The sequence below is a fragment of the Pseudomonas sp. MYb541 genome (assembly GCF_037479595.1).
GTDB lineage: Bacteria > Pseudomonadota > Gammaproteobacteria > Pseudomonadales > Pseudomonadaceae > Aquipseudomonas > Aquipseudomonas canadensis.
The window spans coordinates 14,047-34,760 of sequence record NZ_JBBGYS010000010.1 but is presented as its reverse complement, the minus strand read 5'-3'; the positions used below and the strand labels follow the sequence as shown (position 1 = coordinate 34,760).

22 protein-coding genes are annotated in these 20,714 nt (G+C 58.1%); 12 read left to right on the top strand and 10 right to left on the bottom strand.

The features are described 5' to 3' along the window. Nucleotides 1–26: 26 nt before the first annotated feature. Nucleotides 27–1,763 carry an OPT family oligopeptide transporter gene (locus tag WH299_RS08440; protein ID WP_339550037.1) on the top strand — a complete coding sequence of 579 codons (1,737 nt, stop codon included), beginning with the start codon at nt 27–29 and terminating at the stop codon, nt 1,761–1,763. Nucleotides 1,764–1,801: 38 nt separating this feature from the next. Here the strand turns inward: WH299_RS08440 and WH299_RS08435 are convergent, their stop codons facing one another. Beyond that, nucleotides 1,802–2,242 (bottom strand): hotdog fold domain-containing protein, encoded by a 441-nt coding sequence (locus tag WH299_RS08435; RefSeq protein WP_122725916.1) that lies wholly within the window; start codon nt 2,240–2,242, stop codon nt 1,802–1,804. A gap of 135 nt (nt 2,243–2,377) precedes the next feature. On the opposite strand from WH299_RS08435, the gene WH299_RS08430 reads away from it, so the two are divergent. Further along, nucleotides 2,378–3,004, top strand: coding sequence for a TetR/AcrR family transcriptional regulator (locus WH299_RS08430; RefSeq protein WP_122726093.1), 627 nt, complete (start codon nt 2,378–2,380; stop codon nt 3,002–3,004). Here the strand turns inward: WH299_RS08430 and WH299_RS08425 are convergent. Beyond that, nucleotides 2,982–3,437 (bottom strand): VOC family protein, encoded by a 456-nt coding sequence (locus WH299_RS08425; RefSeq protein WP_339550035.1) that lies wholly within the window; start codon nt 3,435–3,437, stop codon nt 2,982–2,984. The genes WH299_RS08430 and WH299_RS08425 overlap by 23 nt on opposite strands. 130 nt (nt 3,438–3,567) lie before the next feature. Between WH299_RS08425 and WH299_RS08420 the strand changes: the two genes are divergently transcribed. Further along, a complete protein-coding gene (locus tag WH299_RS08420; protein WP_122725920.1) occupies nt 3,568–4,194 on the top strand; it encodes a glutathione S-transferase family protein in 627 nt (208 codons plus the stop codon). Between the two features lie 130 nt (nt 4,195–4,324). Continuing rightward, nucleotides 4,325–5,047: a BPL-N domain-containing protein gene (locus WH299_RS08415; protein ID WP_339497962.1), complete on the top strand. Its 723-nt coding sequence runs from the start codon at nt 4,325–4,327 to the stop codon at nt 5,045–5,047. Between the two features lie 38 nt (nt 5,048–5,085). Here the strand turns inward: WH299_RS08415 and WH299_RS08410 are convergent, their stop codons facing one another. The 3 genes from WH299_RS08410 to WH299_RS08400 form a co-directional block, all read right to left on the bottom strand. Then, entirely contained in the window at nt 5,086–6,333 is a 1,248-nt protein-coding gene (locus WH299_RS08410; RefSeq protein ID WP_122725923.1) for a hypothetical protein, read from the bottom strand. Between the two features lie 70 nt (nt 6,334–6,403). After that, on the bottom strand, nt 6,404–6,766 hold the full coding sequence (locus WH299_RS08405; RefSeq protein WP_123474366.1) for a hypothetical protein: 363 nt from the start codon (nt 6,764–6,766) through the stop codon (nt 6,404–6,406). A gap of 47 nt (nt 6,767–6,813) precedes the next feature. Next, nucleotides 6,814–7,677: a LysR family transcriptional regulator gene (locus tag WH299_RS08400; RefSeq protein WP_028617169.1), complete on the bottom strand. Its 864-nt coding sequence runs from the start codon at nt 7,675–7,677 to the stop codon at nt 6,814–6,816. A gap of 112 nt (nt 7,678–7,789) precedes the next feature. Between WH299_RS08400 and WH299_RS08395 the strand changes: the two genes are divergently transcribed. Further along, the gene (locus WH299_RS08395; protein WP_122726095.1) at nt 7,790–8,398 is read left to right on the top strand and encodes a LysE family translocator; all 609 of its coding nucleotides are present in this window, start codon (nt 7,790–7,792) and stop codon (nt 8,396–8,398) included. Nucleotides 8,399–8,415: 17 nt separating this feature from the next. Here the strand turns inward: WH299_RS08395 and WH299_RS08390 are convergent, their stop codons facing one another. Further along, complete coding sequence (locus tag WH299_RS08390; RefSeq protein ID WP_122726097.1) at nt 8,416–8,715, bottom strand: hypothetical protein; 300 nt, start codon at nt 8,713–8,715, stop codon at nt 8,416–8,418. Between the two features lie 288 nt (nt 8,716–9,003). Here WH299_RS08390 and WH299_RS08385 point away from each other — a divergent pair, with 288 nt between their 5' ends. Next, a complete protein-coding gene (locus tag WH299_RS08385) occupies nt 9,004–9,246 on the top strand; it encodes a hypothetical protein (protein WP_240037322.1) in 243 nt (80 codons plus the stop codon). Nucleotides 9,247–9,316: 70 nt separating this feature from the next. Beyond that, entirely contained in the window at nt 9,317–9,835 is a 519-nt protein-coding gene (locus WH299_RS08380) for a GNAT family N-acetyltransferase (RefSeq protein ID WP_339550034.1), read from the top strand. Between the two features lie 546 nt (nt 9,836–10,381). Here the strand turns inward: WH299_RS08380 and WH299_RS08375 are convergent. The 4 genes from WH299_RS08375 to WH299_RS08360 all read right to left on the bottom strand — a co-directional run bounded on the left by WH299_RS08375 (nt 10,382) and on the right by WH299_RS08360 (nt 14,307). After that, on the bottom strand, nt 10,382–11,380 hold the full coding sequence (locus tag WH299_RS08375; RefSeq protein ID WP_339550075.1) for an NADP-dependent oxidoreductase: 999 nt from the start codon (nt 11,378–11,380) through the stop codon (nt 10,382–10,384). Nucleotides 11,381–11,426: 46 nt separating this feature from the next. Then, entirely contained in the window at nt 11,427–12,296 is an 870-nt protein-coding gene (locus WH299_RS08370) for an alpha/beta fold hydrolase (protein ID WP_339550033.1), read from the bottom strand. Nucleotides 12,297–12,378: 82 nt separating this feature from the next. Then, nucleotides 12,379–13,167, bottom strand: coding sequence for an SDR family NAD(P)-dependent oxidoreductase (locus tag WH299_RS08365; protein ID WP_339550032.1), 789 nt, complete (start codon nt 13,165–13,167; stop codon nt 12,379–12,381). Nucleotides 13,168–13,206: 39 nt separating this feature from the next. Further along, nucleotides 13,207–14,307, bottom strand: coding sequence for an alkene reductase (locus WH299_RS08360; protein ID WP_305381952.1), 1,101 nt, complete (start codon nt 14,305–14,307; stop codon nt 13,207–13,209). A 149-nt stretch (nt 14,308–14,456) separates the two neighbouring features. Between WH299_RS08360 and WH299_RS08355 the strand changes: the two genes are divergently transcribed. The 5 genes from WH299_RS08355 (at nt 14,457) to WH299_RS08330 (ending at nt 20,604) form a co-directional block, all read left to right on the top strand. Next, nucleotides 14,457–15,044 carry a TetR/AcrR family transcriptional regulator gene (locus WH299_RS08355; protein ID WP_178083559.1) on the top strand — a complete coding sequence of 196 codons (588 nt, stop codon included), beginning with the start codon at nt 14,457–14,459 and terminating at the stop codon, nt 15,042–15,044. 514 nt (nt 15,045–15,558) lie between these two features. Then, a complete protein-coding gene (locus WH299_RS08350) occupies nt 15,559–17,799 on the top strand; it encodes a putative bifunctional diguanylate cyclase/phosphodiesterase (RefSeq protein ID WP_339550029.1) in 2,241 nt (746 codons plus the stop codon). A gap of 512 nt (nt 17,800–18,311) precedes the next feature. Next, the gene (locus WH299_RS08340; protein WP_078047885.1) at nt 18,312–18,854 is read left to right on the top strand and encodes a redoxin domain-containing protein; all 543 of its coding nucleotides are present in this window, start codon (nt 18,312–18,314) and stop codon (nt 18,852–18,854) included. A gap of 11 nt (nt 18,855–18,865) precedes the next feature. Then, a complete protein-coding gene (locus WH299_RS08335) occupies nt 18,866–19,405 on the top strand; it encodes a DsbA family protein (protein ID WP_078047886.1) in 540 nt (179 codons plus the stop codon). Between the two features lie 98 nt (nt 19,406–19,503). Beyond that, a complete protein-coding gene (locus WH299_RS08330; RefSeq protein ID WP_064493025.1) occupies nt 19,504–20,604 on the top strand; it encodes a low temperature requirement protein A in 1,101 nt (366 codons plus the stop codon). Nucleotides 20,605–20,714: the final 110 nt, after the last annotated feature.

Sequence of the window (20,714 nt, the reverse complement as noted above, 5' to 3'; positions counted from 1 at the left end):
CTGTTTCGTCGCCGAAAGGACTCCGCATGACTTCAGCCCCGCCAACGACCCTCACGCACGGCCCCGTCACCCGCGAACTCAGCCTGCGCGCCGTCATCACCGGCAGTGTCCTCGGCATCCTGCTCACGCCGTCCAATGTCTACGCCGGGTTGAAGATTGGTTGGTCGTTCAACATGTCGATCATCGCGCTGTTGATCGGCTACGCCATCTTTCAAGGAGTGGCCAAGCGTTCCACCGAACACCTGCCGTGGACCTTGCATGAAAGCAACATCAACCAGACCGTCGCCTCGGCCGCCGCTTCAATCATTTCCGGCGGACTGGTAGCGCCGATCCCGGCCTATACCTTGCTGACGGGCAACCAGCTAGACGCTATCCCCATGATTGCCTGGGTGTTCTCGGTGAGTTTCCTGGGCATCTGGATCGCCTGGTATCTACGGCCCTCGTTGCTGAATGACAAGGCGCTGAAATTCCCCGAGGGCATGGCCACCCTGGAAACCTTGCTGCACATCTATAACCATGGGCGCGAAGCCGCGACGCGCTTGAAGGTGCTGCTCAGCGCCGCGTTGCTCTCCGGGCTGGTCAAGTGGGTCGATACTTTTATGTGGGCCTTCCCGCGCTGGTCGCCCAGCGGTCAGTTGGAGCGCCTGACCTTCACCGCCGACCCTTCGCTGTTGCTGGTGGGCTTCGGCGGTATCATCGGCATTCGCGTGGGCCTGACCCTGCTGCTCGGCACCTTGCTCGCGTGGGGTGGCCTGGGCCCCTGGTTGTTGGCGCAACACCTGGTGACCTTGCCTGCGGGCAGCAGCGGTCCGCAGTTTGCCGCGCTGGTGGAGTGGTTGTTGTGGCCGGGCGTGAGCCTGATGGTGTGTTCCACCTTGGCCTCGCTGGCGATTCGTTTGTGGGCCTTGTACCGATCAACGCACTCCGGCGGCGAATCGACCTGGACGGTGCCCAAGCCGGGGCCGGCCGCCGGTTTTGTGCTGGCGATTGTGTTGGTGGTGAGCCTGCAGGCGCTGCTGTTCGGCATCAATCTGGGCATGGCGTTGCTCACGATCCCATTGGCGATCTGCCTCGCCGCCGTCGCCGCGCGCGTGGTGGGCGCCACCGGCATTCCGCCCATCGGCGCCATTGGGCAACTGTCCCAGCTGAGCTTTGGCATCGTCGCGCCGGGGCAGGTGCCGATCAACCTGATGAGCGCCAACACGGCCGGTGGCTCGGCCGGGCAGTGCACCGACTTGATGAATGATTTCAAGGTGGGCAAGGCCATTGGTGCCACGCCGCATAAGCAGGTGATCGCGCAGATCCTGGGGATTTTCATCGGCAGTATCGTTGGCGTATTCGCCTACTTGGCGTTGATCCCGGATCCGCAAACCATGCTGCTCACCGAAGAGTGGCCGGCCCCGGCGGTCGCTACCTGGAAAGCCGTGGCGCAAACCCTCACCCATGGGTTGGATTCACTGTCCACCAGCATTCGCTGGGCGATTGCCATCGGCGGCCTGGTTGGCGTAATGCTCGGTGTGCTGGACAGCACCTTGCCTGCCCATCGTGCCCGCTTCCTCCCGAGTGCCGCCGCCCTGGGCCTGGCCTTTGTGCTGCCGGCCTCGGTCTCGCTGATGATGGCCCTGGGCGCCATACTGACCTGGCTGCTGAGCTGCCGCTGGCCAAGCCTCACCGAGCGCTTTGCGATTACCGCCGCCGCTGGCTTGATTGCGGGGGAGAGCATCACCGGCGTAGGTGCTTCACTGTGGTCGATGGTGCACTGAAGCGTGGCTCGGCAGTTGCCGAGCCAGCCGCCATGGCCTCAGGCGATCTTCACATTCATGGTGATCCTGGCGGTGAACACCTTCACTTCGCCCTCATCAAAAATATCCACCGGCACGATCTTGTCCCCCGCGGTGGACCAATCAATACCGCTGCCATCCGCTACGGCACGGATGTTCGACTTGGCCTTCGCCAGGTACTCCACGGTCATGCCCTTGGGGATCCATTTGGCACCTGACGGTATCGACACGTCCGTCATCGTCCCCCCCGCCAATTCCGCCGCGTTGCACAACGCAATGGCATGCACGGACGCCAAGTGGTTGGTGATTTCCTTGCGAAACGGCACATTGACCACGGCATGCCCAGGGCGCAGTTCGGCGATTTCCGGGTTGATGGTGCTGAAGTAGGGCGCCACTTGGCAGGCCATTTGGCTGAAGGCTGCAGGGCCTACACTGTTGAACATGCTGAGAAACTGGCTCATGGATTATCCTCGCAATGGGTTAACAGAATAATATTCTGTAACGGAACGATATTCTGTAAATTCCACAGGTGTCAAGCCATGCCTTCTCTGCAGGAGGCTGTACCTTTAGACTCCGTACATTTGGCGAGCCACTTCATGCACGCACCTGACCTGATCGAGCGCACCTTCCCGGGCCGGCGCAGCGACCTCAAGCGCAGCATCCTGCGCGAGGCCCTGGCCAGCTTTAACGACGTGGGTATTGAAGCGACGAATATCGAAACCATCCGCGCGCGGTGCGAGACCAGCGTGGGCGCCATCTACCATCACTTCGGCAACAAGGAAGGCATCGTCGCCGCGCTGTTTTTTGCCGCGCTGGAAGATCAGGCCGCCTTGCGAGACCACTATCTGAAGCCGGCGCAAACCGCCCAGGCCGGTGTGGAAGCGCTGGTGCGCAGTTATGTGGAGTGGGTGGATGCGCAACCCGAATGGGCGCGCTTTATGTTCCAGAGCCGTTTCGCCGTGGCCAACGGCCCGCACAAGGACGAACTGCTCACCCGCAACAAGCAGCGCAATGCGCAATTGACCGAGTGGATGAGCGACGAAGGCCGCCGCGAGGCGTTCAGCCATATTCCGGCAGAACTGCTGCTGTCGCTGATCATCGGCTCGGCCGAAAGCTATGCCCGTGCGTGGTTATCCGGCCGGGTCAAGCACAGCCCGAATCACTACGCCGCGTTGCTGGCGCAGGCGGCGTGGGCCTCGATCAGCCAAACGCCTCCACAATAAACGCCTCCAGGGTCGCCTCTTCCAGAATCTCCATGGAGAAATGCCCGAAGCGCTTGGGCAGCCAGATAATGCGCCCCCCGGACGGCGATTGCAGGTTCTCGCGGGCCAGGGGCACGCCGTTTTCGTTCTCAGGCTGCACACCGGCGGCGATCAGCTCGTCATAAGCGATCTCGATGTCTGGCGTGGTGTAGCAATGGCGGTAGATCATGCCTTCGCCGTGGGCGTCCAACAGTTCGCGCAGGTTGTCGGCGATCGGCTGGACCAGCATAAAGCGTTCTTGCCCCATCAACACCACGGCATAGCGCACATGCAGGCCGCCGCGTTCCCACACGAACGTCTTGGAGATGCGTGCCTTGAGAATGCGTGCGTAATAGGCGCAGGCTTGCTCAAGATTTTCGACCAGTATGTCGACGTGGCTGAATTTCAGATCCATGCTGTGCCTCCTCTCTAACCGATCCCCATGGTAACCACGGCGTTTGTCACGCAGAAAATTATTTGTCGGCACTCCCGAAGGCTGGCGTAGTCTGTTTCCAAGACATTCCTCTCGCCCTGCGGAGCCTTCAATGATCATCGTCCACCACCTCAACAACTCACGCTCGCAACGCATCCTGTGGCTGCTCGAAGAACTCGGCCTGCCCTACGAGATCAAGCGCTACCAACGCGACCCGAAAACCAACCTCGCCCCGCCGGAGCTCAAGGCGATCAACCCGTTGGGCAAATCCCCGGTGATCGAAGACGGCGGCCTGGTGCTGATCGAGTCCGCCGCCATCATCGACTACCTGATCCGTCGCCACGGCCAGGGCCGCCTGCAACCGGACCCCGCCAGCGCCACCTACGACCACTACGTGCAATGGCTGCATTTTGCCGAAGGTTCGGCCATGTTGCCGTTGATGCTCAACCTCTACGTCGGCCGCCTGGGCGAGGCAGGCGCGCCGTTGCATCCGCGTATCGAGTCGGAAGTCGCCAACTACCTCGGTTACCTGAACGACGTGCTCGCGGGCAAAGCCTACCTGCTTGGCGATGAGCTGAGCGGTGCGGATATCCAGATGAGTTTTATCGGTGAAATCGCCAGGGCCCAGGGCAAGTTGCAGGCCTACCCGAACCTGGCAGCGTGGGTGGAGAAATTCCAGGCGCGACCTGCGTATCGCAAGGCGGTGGAGCAGGGCGGGGCGTATGCGTTTGCCAAGTGAAGCCAATGGCGTGACGTCTTAAGGCGGTAGCAAGGCGCCGTTCACCCCGCGCGCAGTGTTTACAACTGTTAACGGATTTGACGGCGCAATCGCTATAGGCTTTGGGGTGTCCGCCCTGGAGCCCATCGCCATGAACCTGCGAGCCGTCACTGCCACGTTGTTTGCCTTTGTCCTGTTGCTGCCGTCACCTGCCGAGGCCGCGACGCCTATCACCCACGTCGCCATCTACCGGGGCCCGGCGGGTTGTGACGACTGTTCCGAAAACGTGGCGAAGGCCCTGCAACGACTCAACCCCAACTATCACATCGATTTTGTGGGCGCGGATGAGTCGATCGACATCACGCCACAAACCCTGGCGCGCTACGACCTCTACGTGCAGCCGGGCGGTGGTCAGGACATTCCTGGCGCGCTGCGTAGCCTGGGTGAAGCACGCAGCGAAGCCATCCGCAGCTACGTCGCCAACGGCGGCCGCTACCTGGGCTTGTGCATGGGCGCCTACCTGGCGGACGACAACAACCTCGGCCTGATCCCCCAAGACCTCGACGGCGAAGCCGGTCGCCCTGGTTTTGAGGTGGCCGGCATCGCCGATGCCGCCGTACAGGTCACGTGGGCGGGCAAGGCTGATCATGTCTTCTTCCAGGACGGCCCCTACTTTCCCAAAGGCTCATACAAGACTATCGCGACCTATCGTAATGGCGACGTAGCGGCGGCGCGGTATACCTATGAAAAGGGCGTGGTGGTGCTGAGCGGTCCGCACCCTGAGGCCAGTCAGGAGTGGTTTGAGAATGCCGACATTCCGTTGAGCAAGATGCCTGAGGGGGATCTTTTCGGCTCGCTGATACGCAGCTTTTGAGACCCACCTATCCTTTGTAGTGGTTAGACCACCCTGTGTCAGCGCACCACGTCCAGCGTCTGGATTTCATTCACATAGTGGGTCTGGCTCGACGTCGACTCCAGCGTCAACGCCACGCCCAGGTCTTCGATAAATGCGCGATTGGACGAATAACCGTCCTGCTCGCAGGTCAACCGAATGGCATCGCCCGTCAACGACGCAAACACCTGGCGTGCCGGGAAGCGCTCGCCCACCTTGCAGGTCAAGGTGGTTTCGACCGGTTTGTCGGTAGGCTTGACCGGCACGTTGGCCATCTTCAGGTGCGCACTCAGGGTTTGGCCCGGCACCCAGCTCGTCGGCAGTTTCACCTCGGCCTCGCGGGTCTGCAGCACCTGGCCTTCGCCCACGCCGTTCATTTTCGATTTCAGCTGGATCAGGTCCGCCAGCATCAGGCGGTCCACATTGAAGGCGCCGCCGTAGGCTTCATTCTTCACCAGCAAACCGCCCTCGGCCTTGAACCGGATGGTGATCGGCGCGTCCTTGCCCGCGCCGTTCTTCGACAGGTAGCTGTAGCTCAACGTCTTGAACTTGGGCTGCAACAGCGGCGCGTCGAGGCCCTGGAGCACGTTGGGCGGCACCGGCACATCGGCCAGATGGGTGTCGGCCACGGTGCGCGGGTAATCCACCGGCGCGATGTCCGGCCGCAACAACGCCAGCAACCCGGCATTCACGCCACCCTGCACCGAACAGCTCACACGGGAATGCTTGCCCTCCGGCTCCACGATCAGCACCCGCTCCACATTGCGCAGCCCCGGTGCCTTGCCCGGCATGGGCTTGATCGCCTGCCAACTGTTGCCCACCTTCAACTCGCTGCGCGTGTATTGCCCCTCGCCTTTTTGCAGCGCACCGGGTTGGTCCAGCAACGCCGCGACGCGCGGGGCGACTTCATCAATCGTGCCGTCCACCGTGAAGCCCCAGAAGTAATACAGGCCCAACGGGCCGAGATCGCTGACCTCATCGTTATAGGACAGCAGCTTCAACCCCGCGATGGCCGGCGCGGTCACTGGCACTGCCGAGGCCTTGGGTTCGGTGCGGTCGCGCACCGCGATCCAGGTGAAGTTCTTTTCCTGCTTGAGTGGGGCATAGGCCTGCCACGCATCACGGTGCGTGTTCAGGCGGCTGAAGAACGTCTCGTCACAACGGGTGAAGGCCTTGAGCGTGTCGACCAACGCGGCGTCGTCGGCCTGGGCAAAGGAAGGCGACAGCAGGGCTGACGCGAGCAGGGCAGCGGAAAACGGCAACTTCATGGGACAGGACTTCCTTATCGACAAGCGAGGAACAGGGCGGGGACATTATCCAGCAGTTGGGTGTCAGTCTCTAGTTGGCTGAGCGCATCAGGCGCAAACGCCAGTTTCCGCCGTGCTGGGCATGGCAGGCTTCTTCAGAATCCAAGTGAACGCAACGCGCCAACGGTACGGGCGGGATCTCGGCGTCGTCCAGCGCAGTGGCGGTCAACTCGCGGATACGCGCGTCCAGCCCTGTCGCCACGGCCTGCGCCTGGCTGGCGCGGGTGTCAAAGACCCAGGTGATACGCAGGCTGCCGGGGAAGTCGGCGTAATTGACCGTGTGGGTCAGCCATTCAAACCCGGGGATTTCGGCTTTGGCGGTTTCGCAGGCGTCGGTGAGCGTGGCGACGAGGCGGCGTTCGATGCGGGTGCTGTCGCGTTTTGATGAACTCACAGAGAGCTCCGTAAGAAGGCAGGTGCCGCAGATTAACAGGGCGCGCGCTACGCCTGAACCCTAAGCGCACGGATGATAAACGCATGCAGACTGTTGACCGCCTTGGACCCGCGAGAGTCTCGACTGCGCAGAATCGACACCTCCATCGGTTCAATACTCCCCAACCCTTGTTCGCTGCCCAAGACCTGCAGTGACGGCTGCACGGTGCACTGAGTGATCGCGGCAATCGCGAGCCCGCCCTCGACCGCAGCCACTTGGCCGGCGAGGCTGGAGCTGTTGTACACCACCTTGAACTGACGCCCCTGCTGGGCCAGTGAATTCACCGCATACCGCCGCGCCAGGCTGGCGCTTTCGTAGACGGCGATGGGCACCGGGTCCCGGCGCCACAGTTCGAACTGAGGCGAGCCTACCCACACCATCGGTTCCTTGAACAGGAAGGTGCCACTGTGCGGCGAGTCCCTGGACACCAGCGCCAGATCAAGATCACCGCTACGCACCCGTGGGATCAGGGCGGTGGACTGTTCACAGGTCAGTTCAATGTCCACACCGGCGTAGCGCGGCGCAAAACGCTTGAGCACCGGCGTGAGGTACTTTGCTGCATAGTCTTCCGCGACCCCAAGGCGGATGCGCCCGGTCAAGGTTTCGCCATGAAACGCCGCCTGGGTCTCCGCGTGCAGCGCGAGCATACGGCGCGCATAACCCAGCAGCGTCTGGCCGTCATCGGTCAACTGCAGATGCCTCGGGCCACGGTTCAACAAGGGCCGTCCCAGCGCGGCCTCCAGTTTCTTCATTTGCATGCTGACGGCGGACTGCGACCGGTTGACCTCATGGGCCGCGCCCGACAGCGAACCTGCGTCCACCACCGCGACAAAGCACTTGAGCCAATCGATCTGCAAATCACTGGAAGGCATGCGGGTGACCTCTATTCGTTAATCGAATGGCTGTGGCGTGAATTATGCGCTTTTCATGATAGCCGTTCGCTCGCAGGATGCGGGCTTGAATCCACCGTTGCCGGACCTGATCATGCCCTTCGAGACTTGGTTGCTCTACTTCTTCACCTGCTGCGGCATCGCCGTGGTGCCAGGCCCGAATGCATTGCTGGTGCTGACCCATGGCGCGATCCACGGCAGCCGCAAAACCCTGTTCACCATCAGCGGCGGCGTGCTCGGCTTTGCCATGGTGCTGACGCTGTGCGCGTTGGGCCTGGGGGCACTGATCCAGGCTTCGGCCACCTGGTTCACCGCCTTGAAAGTGGCCGGTGGGCTGTACCTGATCTGGTTGGGCTTCGGGTTGTGGCGTTCCGCCCCGGTCAGCCTGGAGGCGGCCGGTACCCCGACGCTACAGGGTTGGTCGTTGTTCCGTCAGGGGCTGGTATCGGCCCTGTCAAACCCCAAGGCCTTGTTGCTGTTTACCGCGTTTATTCCACCGTTCCTCGACCCACACAGAAGCCTCATCGCGCAGACGGCTGCCATCGCGTTGACCTACGCGGTCGTCGAGTTTGTCGTTGAATACACCGTGGCCAGCGCCGCGCACCGCGTTCGGCCTTGGCTGGCGCGAACCGGGCGACGGTTCAACAAAGTCTGCGGCGGGTTCTTTGTGCTGTTTGGGTTGGCGTTACCCATTCACAGCTGATGGCAATGGCACGGGCTTCAGTTCTTGCGACCTTCACACACCGCTTTCAAGCCCAGCACGGTAGTGGGCGTCTGGCCGATATGCGTGGTAGTGCTCACCACCATGTTCGCGCCACTGTCGCCTTCCAGGTGATACGGTTTGCCGTCGCAGACTTTCGCGGCTTTCTGGTTGATGTTTTCCAGCAGGCCCTCACGCGAATTGAAGATGCTGCCATGGCTGGTGATCATGTATTCGCCCGGTGCGACTTCATTGGCGCCGGTAAAGGTGCAGCCGGTCAAGGCCGAGGAGATGCATCCGAGCAGCAGGAGTTTTTTCACGTCCATGTTCTCAAGGAGGGGGTTGAAGGCCGGGAAGTCTACAACAATGCCAGGCTGTCTTAGCTGTTGCACCTGCGACCCCAACTTCAGCAACAACAAAGATCAACTGTGGGAGCTGGCTTGCCTGCGAAAGCGAAGTGTCAGACAAGAATAAGCCGGTTGACAGGCCGCTTTCCCAGCCTAGCTAAAGCCCAAGCAGCGACCCCCACCGAACGTCTACCCATAGCGCGTGGGCACAGCTTTGCTGATACGCGGCTAGTAGCTCAATGCCGTTCCCTTGGTAGCCCCATGAAAACCCTACGCACCGCCTTCCCGGCCGCTTTCCCCCTTGGCGTTTCCCGTGATTCGGAAACCGCCCTGTCGGACATCGAATGCCTGCACCGTATCAGCCTTGACCTGATCGGCGAGCAAGACCTCAAAGCCCTCTCCGGCAAGATTGTCGACGCCGCCTTGTCCATCACCGGCTCGCCGTTCGGCACCCTGCAGTTGCTGTGCCCCGAAAGGCGCGCGTCCGGTCGTCTGAGTGCATGATATCTTCGACTATCCAAAGCTGGCTTTTCCAGTTTGACCGCTACCTCACTCAGATCACCAAAGGCAACATATGCCTGTAACTATCCGCCTTGCTGTACCGGAAGATGCACAACGCCTGCCTGCCATTGAAACCTCCGCTGCTCAAGCATTTCGCTTGATTGATGAGTTGAGTTGGCTGGCTGAATCGCCTCCGATGTCCATCGAACGTCACATCCAACTCATTGCGCTATCGACATGTTGGGTTGCAGTGGATGCCGAGAATCGGCCACAAGGATTTCTCAGTGCCGAGCGCCACGGCAGTGATCTTCATATCTATGAATTATCAGTGATGCAATCGATGCAAGGACAAGGTACTGGGCGGCGTCTGGTTGAGGCCGCGAAGGATTATGCGCGCTCAATCAGACTTGGTTTCGTAACGCTTACGACATTCAAAAACGTGCCATGGAATGCACCCTTTTACTCCCGCATAGGCTTTCAGGCTAAAGCCACCGCAGATCTGGATGAGAGGCTGGCGGGGATATTGAGTGAGGAATACAAGCATGGATTCGCTCCGGACAGTCGGTGTGCCATGGCATGGCAAGTGGCGTAATTACAAAACTGTCAGGCCTCCAAGCCTCTAGAAAAGGAAGGTCAGTCTGCCGGACGCTTGTTGAGGGCGGATGTACACATTGATCTGCTGGTGATGGATGTGGGGTTGCTGGGCGGGATAGGTGCGTTGAAGCCGTTTGCGGTGGAGGTGTTGGGGGGAGGGTTCGGGAGTTGCTGGGGAGGTAGGGGGATAGTTGTGTACTCCGGAGCAGAGCGAGAATGACTGTCTGCTATCGGCCAGAAGCTGCCGTTCACGCCTGCTCGCTTTCGCCCTGAATCATTCACCCGATACTTTCCCAACTCGGATAGGGAGTTGGCGTCAGCGATATTCGGCGCTAGCCATACTGCACGCCTCTCATACAACCAGATCTCTACTGCTGAAGCATCAAACTGCGCCATAAGATCACTGTCGGTGCAACAGGTAAGAGGTCTGTTTGTGGCGCTATCTGTTTCGGCAACTTTTTTGCAGCCGACTCGCTCAGCTCGGATGACGAGTGCTGGTGTGTTTCAAATTGCTCGGGCGCAGTCGGCATTGATAGGCGGGTAGTCATTTGATCGTAACGACGACCTTGCCTTTGGCTCGTCCCTGTTCGACGTATTTCAGAGCATCTGCCGTTGATTCAAAGGAAAACGTTCGATCAATCACCGGATTGATGATGCCCGCCTCAACCAGTGCGCTGATTTGTTGCAGTTGGGTGCCGTTGGCGCGCATGAACACGAACGTGTACTTGATGTCCTGCTTGCGTGCCCTGCGCCGAATGCCGAGGCTCAGCAGACGCATAACCTGCTGCAATGGCCAGGATAACCCTTGCTCCTGTGCGAACAGCGCAGTGGGCGGCCCTGAGATGGAAATCAGTTGGCCGCCGGGCTTGAGGACCTTGAGTGACTTGTCCAAGACATCGGTGCCGAGGCTGTTCAACACCACGTCGTAGCCGTGTAAGACATTTTCGAAATTCTGCTTTTTGTAGTCGATGACCACGTCAGCCCCCAGCACCTTGACCCATTCGACATTCGCGGTGCTGGTGGTTGTGGCGACAAAGGCACCCAAGTGTTTGGCAAGCTGGATGGCAATGGTGCCGACGCCGCCGGAGCCTGCGTGAATCAACACCTTCTGGCCCTTTTGTAGCCGGGCGGTGTCGACCAGCACTTGCCAGGCAGTCAGTGCCACCAAGGGCAGGGACGCGGCTTGCGCCATGCTGGTATTGGCTGGTTTCAGGGCGATCGCGTTCTCGTCCACGGCAATCCTTTCGGCGAACGTGCCGATCCGTCTTTGCGGCGGGCGAGCGTACACTTCGTCACCTGGTTTGAAGCGTGTCACATGCGAGCCGACCGTCACCACTACCCCCGCCAGGTCGTTGCCCAGAATCAGCGGAAACGAGTAGGCCAGGATCAGCTTGAACTCGCCTGTGCTGATCTTCGAGTCCAGCACGTTGACACTGCTGGCATGGACCTCGATCAAGACGTCGTGGGCACCCACTTCAGGGGCTGACGCTTCGCCGAGGCGTCCGGGTTGCTTGCCGTAGCGATCAATAAGAAATGCTTTCATCGAGGTGCGGCTCTTGTCGGTTGTAGGGAGGGTAGCCGGTGCGTGGTCAGGCATCGAGGAACGCCTGCGCCTTGGCCACAAAATCAACGTGGTGCTGGAAAATCCCGCCGTGACCGGTATCCTGATAAATCACCAACTCTGCGTTGGGGATACGCTTGGCCAGTTCAAACGAATTGATGCTGGGCACCATGATATCGGTGTCGCCGTTGACGACCAGCGCTGGTGCCTGCAAGCGTTCGAGGTCTTGCGGCGGCTGTTTGCCCCACGCAGTGATCGCTTTCAACTGGCGCAGGAAAGCACGGGGCGTCGGGCCTTGGTCACGATTGTTCTTGCGGGCTTGCAGGCGCTGCAAATACTGCGCGGCAGATCGACGGCCGTTGGCCGTAGAAGTGAAGAACAGATAGAATTTCGGATCGCGCAGGGTCAGCAGGCCTTTGAGAATCAATGGCCACGACACCGCGCCAACTTTGCCGATACCGCTGCCGCCGGCCGGCCCGGTGCCGGTCAGAATCAACCTCCGCACCCGATCAGGCGCCTTCAGAGCGATGTCCTGAGCGACGAAGCCGCCGAGGGAGAATCCGAGCACATCAACGGTTTCCAGCCCCAGCGCACGGATCAACTGAATCGCATCGTCGGCCATCTCGCCAACGGTCAGTGGCGCGGTTCCACCCGAGCCGCCGATGCCACGATAGTCGGTGGTAATGACGCGTCGGGTTTGCGCCAGGCCATCGATGATTGCGGGATCGAAGTTATCGAGCACCGCGCCCCAATGGTTGAACATTACAAGGGGCACACCGGTAGTGGGGCCGATATCGCGGTAGGCGAATGGAATACCGTTGACCGTGATCGATTGGTTCGCAGCGTTGATGAACGACGTTGGCGAACCCGAAGGGGGATTTGTCTGGGCTGAATTCATTACCACTCCCGATTTCTGGACGGATTCGATGCAGCGCCTTGCGCTTGCATCGAATCCGCCCCAAATGCTCACTACCTGAAGATCACGCTGGAGTCTGGTAACGCTGAGCAACCGCGGACTGACGTATTTGCCCGATCAGGCCCAGTCGTGCGCCCTGCAGGACATCCCAACGCTCCGCTTCGTGCAGCGGCGGAATGGTCACGGGTTCGCGACGATCGAAGCCGACGAGAGCGGCATCCACCAGATCGCCCACTTCCATGATTTCACTCAGGGTGTTGATGTCGACGCCGGAGCGATCCCATATTTCCGTACGCGTGGCGGCCGGCAGCACGGCCTGCACGTAGACGCCTTGAGGCGACAGTTCCAGGCTCAAACCTTGGGACAGGAAAAGCACAAAGGCCTTGGTCGCACCGTAGACCGTCATGCCGAATTCCGGTGCGAGGCCTACAACCGAACCGATGTTGATGATCGAACCTTCACCGGCCTTGGCCAGGCGTGGAGCGATGGCGCTGGCGAGCCGAACCAGCGCCGTGGTATTGAGGGCGACCAGTTGCGCCACTTTATCGGTGCTTTGCTCGACGAAATGACCGGACAGTGCAGCGCCGGCGTTATTGACGAGGATCCCGATGTGGGCGTCGTCGCGCAGACGGTTTTCAACGTTGCTCAGATCGCCGGGTTGAGTCAGGTCCGCCGGGATCACATCGACGTTGACGTTGTGTTCGCTGCGCAAGCGCGCGGCCAGTACATCCAGGCGCGCCTGATCGCGGGCAACTACCACCAGATCGTGGCCGCGTTGTGCAAAGCGTTCGGCGTAGACGGCGCCAATCCCGGTGGAGGCGCCAGTGATCAAAACAGTTGGGCGAGTGCTCATGGGGTATCTCTCTTTCAGGATATGAGAAACAGAACGAGCTCAGCTTGCGCTGATGCTCGATTCAGCCAGTGTCGGGTAATCGATGTAGCCTGCCGCGCCGCCGCCATAGAGGGTGGCGGGATTGAACGCGGACAACGGCGCGCCATGTTTCAGGCGTTCCACCAGGTCCGGGTTGCCAATGAAGGGGCGACCGAAGGCGATCAGGTCTGCCTGGTCTTCAGCGAGCCGCGAGGTGGCCAGATCGAGGTCATAGCCGTTGTTGGCGATGTAGGTGTTTTTGAAGCGCTGGCGCAGGGCGGCGAAATCGAAGGGCGCCACGTCACGCGGGCCGCCGGTCGCGCCTTCGACCACGTGTAGGTAAACCACGCCGAGGGCGTCGAGTTGTTCTACGACGTAATCGAATTGCGCCTGCGGATCGCTGCTGGATACGCCATTGGCCGGCGACACTGGTGACAGGCGTACACCGGTGCGGTCGGCACCGATCTCACTAACCACAGCCTCCGTCACTTCGAGCAACAGACGAGCACGATTTTCAATCGAGCCGCCGTAAGCATCGGTGCGCAGATTGGCGTTGTCCTTGAGGAATTGATCGAGCAGGTAGCCGTTGGCACCGTGAATTTCCACGCCATCGAAGCCAGCGGCGATCGCATTGGCCGCCGCCTGACGGAAGTCGCTGACGACTCCCGGCAGTTCGCTGATGTCCAGTGCGCGAGGCTCGGAGACGTCTTCGAAGCGGTTGTTGACGAACACTTTGGTGGCGGCGCGTAGCGCAGAAGGGGCCACGGGGGCAGCGCCGTTTTCCTGCAGGTCGACGTGCGAGACGCGGCCGACATGCCACAGTTGCAGAAAGATTTTTCCTCCCTTGGCATGCACGGCATCAGTCACGGCGCGCCAGCCATCGATCTGTGCCGGCGTGTAGATTCCCGGGGTGTCTTGATAGCCCTGTCCCTGCCGGGAAATCTGCGTGGCTTCGCTGATTAGCAAGCCGGCGCTGGCGCGCTGGCTGTAATAGGTCGCCGCGAATTCGCTAGGGACGAAGCCTTGACCGGCGCGGTTGCGTGTCAGCGGCGCGAGAACGACGCGGTTTGATAGCGTGAGGCTGCCTAGTATGTAAGGAGTGAACAGAGTCTGCTTGGTCATCTGATGAATCTTCCGTGCCCGTTGATGAAGATCAGTGGTGCTTGCAATTAGGATGATGATCGAAATCTAAACTGTCAACAATTTTGATTATAGGTGACATCTATGTATCATCGGACTTAGGATTTCCCGGGAAACACGAGGTATTGCAAGTGAGAGTAACCAAGGCCCAGGCGCAGGCAAATCGAGAGCGCATCGTTGAAACCGCCTCAGAGCTGTTCCGTGAGCGGGGCTTTGACGGCGTCGGCATTGCTGATCTCATGGCGGCCGCCGGTTTCACTCATGGTGGTTTCTACAAACATTTCGGGTCGAAGGCAGACCTGATGGCCGAAGCCTCGGCGTGCAGTCTGGCCAAATCGCTGACAGCTGCCCAAGCTCTGGATGTTCCGGGCTTCATCAACGTTTACGTGAATAGAGAACATCGCGACGGACGCGGCAGTGGTTGCACGATGGCCGCGCTGTGTGGCGACGCGGCGCGTCAGGCGGACGATGTGAAAGCGACATTTGCCGAAGGCATAGAACACACCCTGCAGACGCTAGAAGAGAAATACCCGACGGGAGCGGATCCTGAGCCGGGTGAGGGCAGAAAGAAAATGATCGACCTGCTTTCACGTGCCGTCGGCGCGATTATTTTGTCGCGCGCCTGCCCGGATGACTCCGCACTTGCTGATGAAATACTTGAAGTGTGCCGGGCAGAAATGGTTGCTTCATTGCCGGTCGATGAGGTGGAGCCGGTGTAGAGACGGCGCTCATTCAAAGAGTAGCTTCAGTAGAAGTGCGATGATTATGCTCGGAGCAGAAAGCTGATTTGAGTCCAAAACGATGGGGCGCGAATGACGGTTTTTGGCCGATAGCTGCCGTCCACAAATGACTGCTTTCGGCCATAGGGAGTATGACGGGACTCCAGTAGAGCGGTCCGTAGGGCGCGGACGAAATCGCTAGGGTGCGGCGTCGTCTTGGCATCGCCCACGCCGTAGCCACGGGTGAACAATCAGGCTTGAAAATCGCAGCGTTCGATGTGGCCACCTGCGGTGTCGTGAACGTCCGTAAAAGGGCGGATTTCCAAAAGTCGAGACAGCGAAGTCAGCCAGACGGCAACAATGTGATCCTGCTTTTTTTGTTAGATCTGAGTCTGTTTTTAACGGGGCGACGCTCTATAGAGTGTATATCCGACGCAAAAGTGGACAGTGATCGGCCCGCTACTGTTTCTGGCTCTCTGAAGACCGGACGAATCGAGAGTCTTCAGGAATCACCATGAATACTCGTCCAAGCTTTCAGAGCAAGACCTTCCCCCAATCGCAACGTGACATTCTCGGCATGATCGCGACCGATCAGCATCTGGGCGATGTACTCTGCGCCATCTGCCAGATGCTCGACACACAGACTCCCGAAACCTACTGCTCTATCCTGCTGGCGGATGCAGAGGGCAAGCACTTACTCAACGGCGCGGCACCAGGTCTGCCGGCCGAGTACAGCGAGGCGATAGATGGAATGGCTATTGGTCCGCAGGAAGGGACCTGCGGCACAGCAGCGTTCCGGCGCGAGCTTGTAGTCACCGAAGACATCGCACGGGACCCGAACTGGGAACGTTTCCGCAGCCTGGCGCTGGGGCATGGCCTGCGTTCCTGCTGGTCAGTCCCTTTGCTCTCCCATGAAGGAACGGTGTTGGGGACATTTGCCCTGTACCAAAAGAGTATCCATGCGCCGGACGAGGTGCAGATTCAACAGCTGGTGTTTGCCGCGCAACTGGCAGTCATTGCGATCCGTCATGAGCGTGACGGTCGGCGATTGGAGGAGAGCGAACAACGTTTTCGTTCATTGTTCACCTATAACCCCAACCCGGTGTTCGCCCTCGATCTGGCCGGCAACGTCCAAAGCGTCAATCCTGCGGGCCTGAAGCTGAAACCGCAGACGGCCGTCAATTTCATTGGTCATCATTTTTCCCATCTTGTACTCGATGAGGATCTGCAACGGGTCAGTCAGCATTTTTGCGCAGCCCGTGCCGGATCGCCTCAGCGCTTCGAGGCACAGCTTCGCGACGAAAGTGAGCAACTGTTGACCATGGATATCTCCAACCTGCCCATCATGGTCAACGGAGAGATTGTGGGAGTATTCGGCATTGCCCGGGACATCAGCGCACAGAAAAATTTCGAACGCGAATTGAGCTTCAATGCCAGCCATGACCGGCTGACCGGTTTGCTTAACCGTGTTTCGCTTGAAGAGCGACTTGTTCGGGATTGCCACATCAGTCGTCGGCGTAATCGGCGTCTGGCGGTAATGTGCATTGATCTGGATGGATTCAAATCCATCAACGATTCGATCGGGCATTACTTCGGCGATCAGGTGCTGATCGAAGTGTCGCAACGCATGACCCAGCAAGTTCGTCCCGGTGACACCATCGTGCGCATGGGCGGTGACGAATTCATTGTGCTGCTGCCGGACCTGCTGCGTGACGAGGACGCAGTGCCAGTCGCCGAGCGCTTGATGGCCAGCATTGCCAGACCCTACTGCATCCAGGGCATTGACCTGCATGTGAGTGCAAGTGTCGGCATCACCCTGAGCGATGGTCACATTGAGCAGCCGATGCAACTGATCCAGCAGGCTGACATGGCCATGTACAAAGCCAAGCAGCAAGGGCGCAACAACTTTCAGTGGTACACCAGCGAGCTCAATCAACGTGTTTGCGAGCACGCGAGCCTGCGCAATGACTTGCAAAAGGCTATCGAAACTCAATCCTTCCAGCTGCATTATCAACCGCAGATAGACGCACGCACGGGGCAGGTGGTCGGGATCGAAGCCTTGCTGCGCTGGGAGCATCCGGAAAAAGGATTTATCTCACCAGCGGTGTTTGTAACAGTGGCTGAAGACAGTGGTCAGATCATCCCGCTGAGCCTTTGGGTACTCGATACGGCCTGCGCGCAGTTGCGTCAACTGGGCGAGCAGGGCATCACAGGCATCTCGATGGCCGTGAATATTTCGCCGATGCATTTCCAGCGTGGGCAGTTCGTCGAGTGTATACAGGCAGTGCTGAACAGGTACGAACTTAGCGCCGGGCAGTTGGAACTGGAGATTACCGAGTCGCTCCTGTTGCATAACGTTGAGCAGGCGATCGACACGTTGCACCAGCTCAAGGCTCTAGGTGTACGCATTGCGCTCGATGATTTCGGCACCGGTTATTCCAGCCTCAGCTACCTCAAGCGCTTACCCATCGACAAAATCAAGATTGACCGTTCTTTCATCCGGGATATCGCTACCGACCATCACGATGCCGCGATCACCCAAGGCATTATTTCCATGGCCCATCACCTCAGCCTGACGGTGGTCGCCGAAGGTGTGGAAACCAAGTCTCAAGTGGATTTTCTCAAGGGCGGTCGCTGCGATGTTTTTCAGGGGTATTACTTTGCTAAACCGATGCCCTATGCTGACCTCGAAGCCTTCCTAAGCCTTCGCGCGTCCCGGTCCCTGACGCCCGATCTTGTCTGTTCCGAAGTTTGAAAAGGCGAATCTTCAGATTCGAACGAGTCCGGTTGCCCTGAACCACACTTCAGTTGCCACTTCGGTCCTGGAGCGTTCCTGTTGAGCGCTTCAGATCTTTTGCCGGGTCCAGAAGCGTTTGGGAAACTGAGCGCTTTAGACCCAAGCTCTGCTCAACACGCCTGGCCGTGGACGCATTAAGCGCGTGACTGTTGTTGGCACTGGAGGGTACAGAAAATTCGTTCAGTTACTACGGTAAGCGTCATCAACGACTATAGTCATTGGTGAGCCAGAGCGAATCCGACCATTCCGCTGCCAACCTGGCCTAATCCAATTCCGCGATTACACGGCGGATCTTCTTGTGTTCCTTGATGCGGAACGTAAACGTTTCGCTGCCGAAATTACTCAGGCTCAGGCTGAGATCGAGGCAGCGTTGTCTTTTTTTTCCCCTTGATGGTGGATGGAGTTATCCCGCCGGGCACGTCGTATCCCACTGAGCACGTCCCAACCACCCATCTATCAAGGTTCAAGCAATGAATACTTCAGAGTTAGATGATGCACAAAAAACCAATGGCGACCTGGTTCAGGGTCCGCTGCCGGCCGGCACTGTCGCGCCCGACTTCACTCTTCACGCAACCCCTGATCAACAGTTGTCGCTGCGTGAGCTAAAGGGAAATCCCGTGATACTGGCGTTTTATCCCGCTGACTGGACTTCGGTGTGTGGTGACCAACTGACCTTGTACAACCAGTTGTTACCCACCTTCAGAGAATATGGTGCGGTGCTATTGGGTATCTCGGTTGACAGCGCCTGGTGTCATCAGGCCTTTGCCAAAGATCGAAATTTCCACTTCAGCCTGCTGGCCGATTTCGAGCCCAAAGGGGCGGTGGCACGACAGTATGGAGCGTACGAGTCCCAGCTCGGAGTTTGTAAGAGGGCACTGTTCGTGATTGACAAGGAGGGGGTGGTCGCCTGGAGCTACGTCTCACCAATGGCAATCAACCCTGGGGCGGACGGCATTCTGGATGCGCTGGATGCTCTGGTGAATTCGCCACAAAGCACGCCAACCAAAAATTAACAGGTGATTACATGGCCACTCTCAAAGTCCCGGTAAGTGCCAACGACCATCGCCAGGGAAGTGCGCATGCCAAGGTCACCTTGGTGGAATTTGGCGACTATGAATGTCCCTATTGCGGTGAAGCTTATTGGATGGTCAAGAATCTGCAACAGCATTTTCGCGATGACTTGCTGTTTGTGTTCCGTAACTTCCCTCTTACCACCGCTCACCCCCATGCATTGGGTGCAGCGGTCACCGCTGAGTATGCCGGGAGTCGAGGATTCTTCTGGGAGGCCCACGACGAATTGTACGAAAATCAGGATCGATTGGGCCTGCCGCTGTATCGCGCCATCGTTCTCAAACACGGCCTTCCCAAGGAGGAATTCGATCTTGCAATGCAAGAGGATACTTACATTCCCAAAATACAAGCCGATTTCAATGGCGGTGTACGCAGCGGCGTGAATGGCACCCCAGCGTTTTACATTGACGGGCTTCGCTATGACGGAGTTCCAGAGTTCATCGGGATGAGTCAGATGATTGAACTTTTGTTAGTGCGTGGACGAAATCGCTAGAGAGCCAAATCGGCTTAACATCACCCACATCGGAGCCGAGGAAAAACCAACGTTAGCTTCCTTTTACATTAAAGAGGTGGACACGGAGCCGGCAACTAATGAAATCTTTGAAGTATTATGAAGAAAATCGACACGCCACATGGTTGGAGTTGTTTTTTGACCTGACTTTCGTTGTTACGATAGGCCAGGTTACGCACACTCTCGGACATGTTCATGACGGCCACTTTGAACATAAGCAATTATGGACATTCTTACTGCTTTTTGTACCGTTGTGGTGGATCTGGTCCAGTCACACGATTTACTCCAACAGGTTCGATACAGACAGTAATCTTCACCGTTTGGCAACATTATTCATAATGCTCCTGCTCATTGTGCTATCGGCACGGATTGGGGAAGACCTGGAAGTGAACTACCCGCTTATTATTGCCTGCTATTTTGGTATACGAGCGATCATCAGTGTTATGTACATTTCATCCATTAGTAAACTCGATTCTCGCGGCGAACTTTCCTCAAGGCTTGGTTTCGCCCTATTAGTTAGCGCAGTTATTAGTCTTTCATCCGTTATTTTTGACCCGCCCTTGCGTTATCTTGTTGCTTATATTGGGATTGTTCTTGATATTCTGTTTCCTGTGTTTTTCTGGACTAAACTAAAGCCGTTGCCAGCACACACGGAACATTTGGTTGAGCGCATAGGTCTACTCACCCTAATCTTATTGGGGGAGTCAATTATTAGCCTTTCCGGAGGCTTGTCTAACATTCAATGGGGTTATTATAATGTGATGGCGGCCATCACCGGATTTATCATGATTTGCAGTATCTGGTGGATCTATTTTGATAGTTTTTACTTATTGAACAAACATCAAAGCAGTATGAGTGGGCACGCCTTAATCTACTCGCACCTTTTTCTTTTTATGGGGCTGGCACTTCTGGCGAATTTGATTAGGCATGCGATCCTGAACGACATTGCGATACGCGATTTCCAGATTATGTCGATCACCGGCATGGCCTTGTTTTTCCTAGGTAAGCAATATGGCTATTTCATAGCCGTGAGTAGAATAAGGAAATACATACTACAAAACACGTTGATAGTGTTTTCTTTGGGCGGGTTAGTCGTGTTTTTACCCCGCGTCGAGTACATATTGGTCGGCCTGACAGCAACCATGATCTCTTATGTTTTTCTAAATTTCAGATATCGTTGAATCATTATTATCAGACCAGAGGGTGGGACCAAGTGAGCAAGCGGCTGACTTGCGGTTATATGCTGCCCACTACGTCGTTCTCACTGCCCGTGCGCTACTCGCCGCTACCC

Excerpts from the sequence above, each read along its gene's own strand:
- WH299_RS08380 (WP_339550034.1), top strand. The coding sequence starts at position 9,317 with ATGCCTGTAACTATCCGCCTTGCTGTACCGGAAGATGCACAACGCCTG.
- WH299_RS08360 (WP_305381952.1), bottom strand. The coding sequence starts at position 14,307 with ATGACCAAGCAGACTCTGTTCACTCCTTACATACTAGGCAGCCTCACG.
- WH299_RS08425 (WP_339550035.1), bottom strand. The coding sequence starts at position 3,437 with ATGGATCTGAAATTCAGCCACGTCGACATACTGGTCGAAAATCTTGAG.
- WH299_RS08400 (WP_028617169.1), bottom strand. The coding sequence starts at position 7,677 with ATGCCTTCCAGTGATTTGCAGATCGATTGGCTCAAGTGCTTTGTCGCG.
- WH299_RS08385 (WP_240037322.1), top strand. The coding sequence starts at position 9,004 with ATGAAAACCCTACGCACCGCCTTCCCGGCCGCTTTCCCCCTTGGCGTT.
- WH299_RS08350 (WP_339550029.1), top strand. The coding sequence starts at position 15,559 with ATGAATACTCGTCCAAGCTTTCAGAGCAAGACCTTCCCCCAATCGCAA.
- WH299_RS08430 (WP_122726093.1), top strand. The coding sequence starts at position 2,378 with ATGCACGCACCTGACCTGATCGAGCGCACCTTCCCGGGCCGGCGCAGC.
- WH299_RS08335 (WP_078047886.1), top strand. The coding sequence starts at position 18,866 with ATGGCCACTCTCAAAGTCCCGGTAAGTGCCAACGACCATCGCCAGGGA.
- WH299_RS08375 (WP_339550075.1), bottom strand. The coding sequence starts at position 11,380 with ATGAAAGCATTTCTTATTGATCGCTACGGCAAGCAACCCGGACGCCTC.
- WH299_RS08415 (WP_339497962.1), top strand. The coding sequence starts at position 4,325 with ATGAACCTGCGAGCCGTCACTGCCACGTTGTTTGCCTTTGTCCTGTTG.
- WH299_RS08340 (WP_078047885.1), top strand. The coding sequence starts at position 18,312 with ATGAATACTTCAGAGTTAGATGATGCACAAAAAACCAATGGCGACCTG.
- WH299_RS08420 (WP_122725920.1), top strand. The coding sequence starts at position 3,568 with ATGATCATCGTCCACCACCTCAACAACTCACGCTCGCAACGCATCCTG.
- WH299_RS08370 (WP_339550033.1), bottom strand. The coding sequence starts at position 12,296 with ATGAATTCAGCCCAGACAAATCCCCCTTCGGGTTCGCCAACGTCGTTC.
- WH299_RS08395 (WP_122726095.1), top strand. The coding sequence starts at position 7,790 with ATGCCCTTCGAGACTTGGTTGCTCTACTTCTTCACCTGCTGCGGCATC.
- WH299_RS08440 (WP_339550037.1), top strand. The coding sequence starts at position 27 with ATGACTTCAGCCCCGCCAACGACCCTCACGCACGGCCCCGTCACCCGC.
- WH299_RS08330 (WP_064493025.1), top strand. The coding sequence starts at position 19,504 with ATGAAATCTTTGAAGTATTATGAAGAAAATCGACACGCCACATGGTTG.
- WH299_RS08435 (WP_122725916.1), bottom strand. The coding sequence starts at position 2,242 with ATGAGCCAGTTTCTCAGCATGTTCAACAGTGTAGGCCCTGCAGCCTTC.
- WH299_RS08365 (WP_339550032.1), bottom strand. The coding sequence starts at position 13,167 with ATGAGCACTCGCCCAACTGTTTTGATCACTGGCGCCTCCACCGGGATT.
- WH299_RS08410 (WP_122725923.1), bottom strand. The coding sequence starts at position 6,333 with ATGAAGTTGCCGTTTTCCGCTGCCCTGCTCGCGTCAGCCCTGCTGTCG.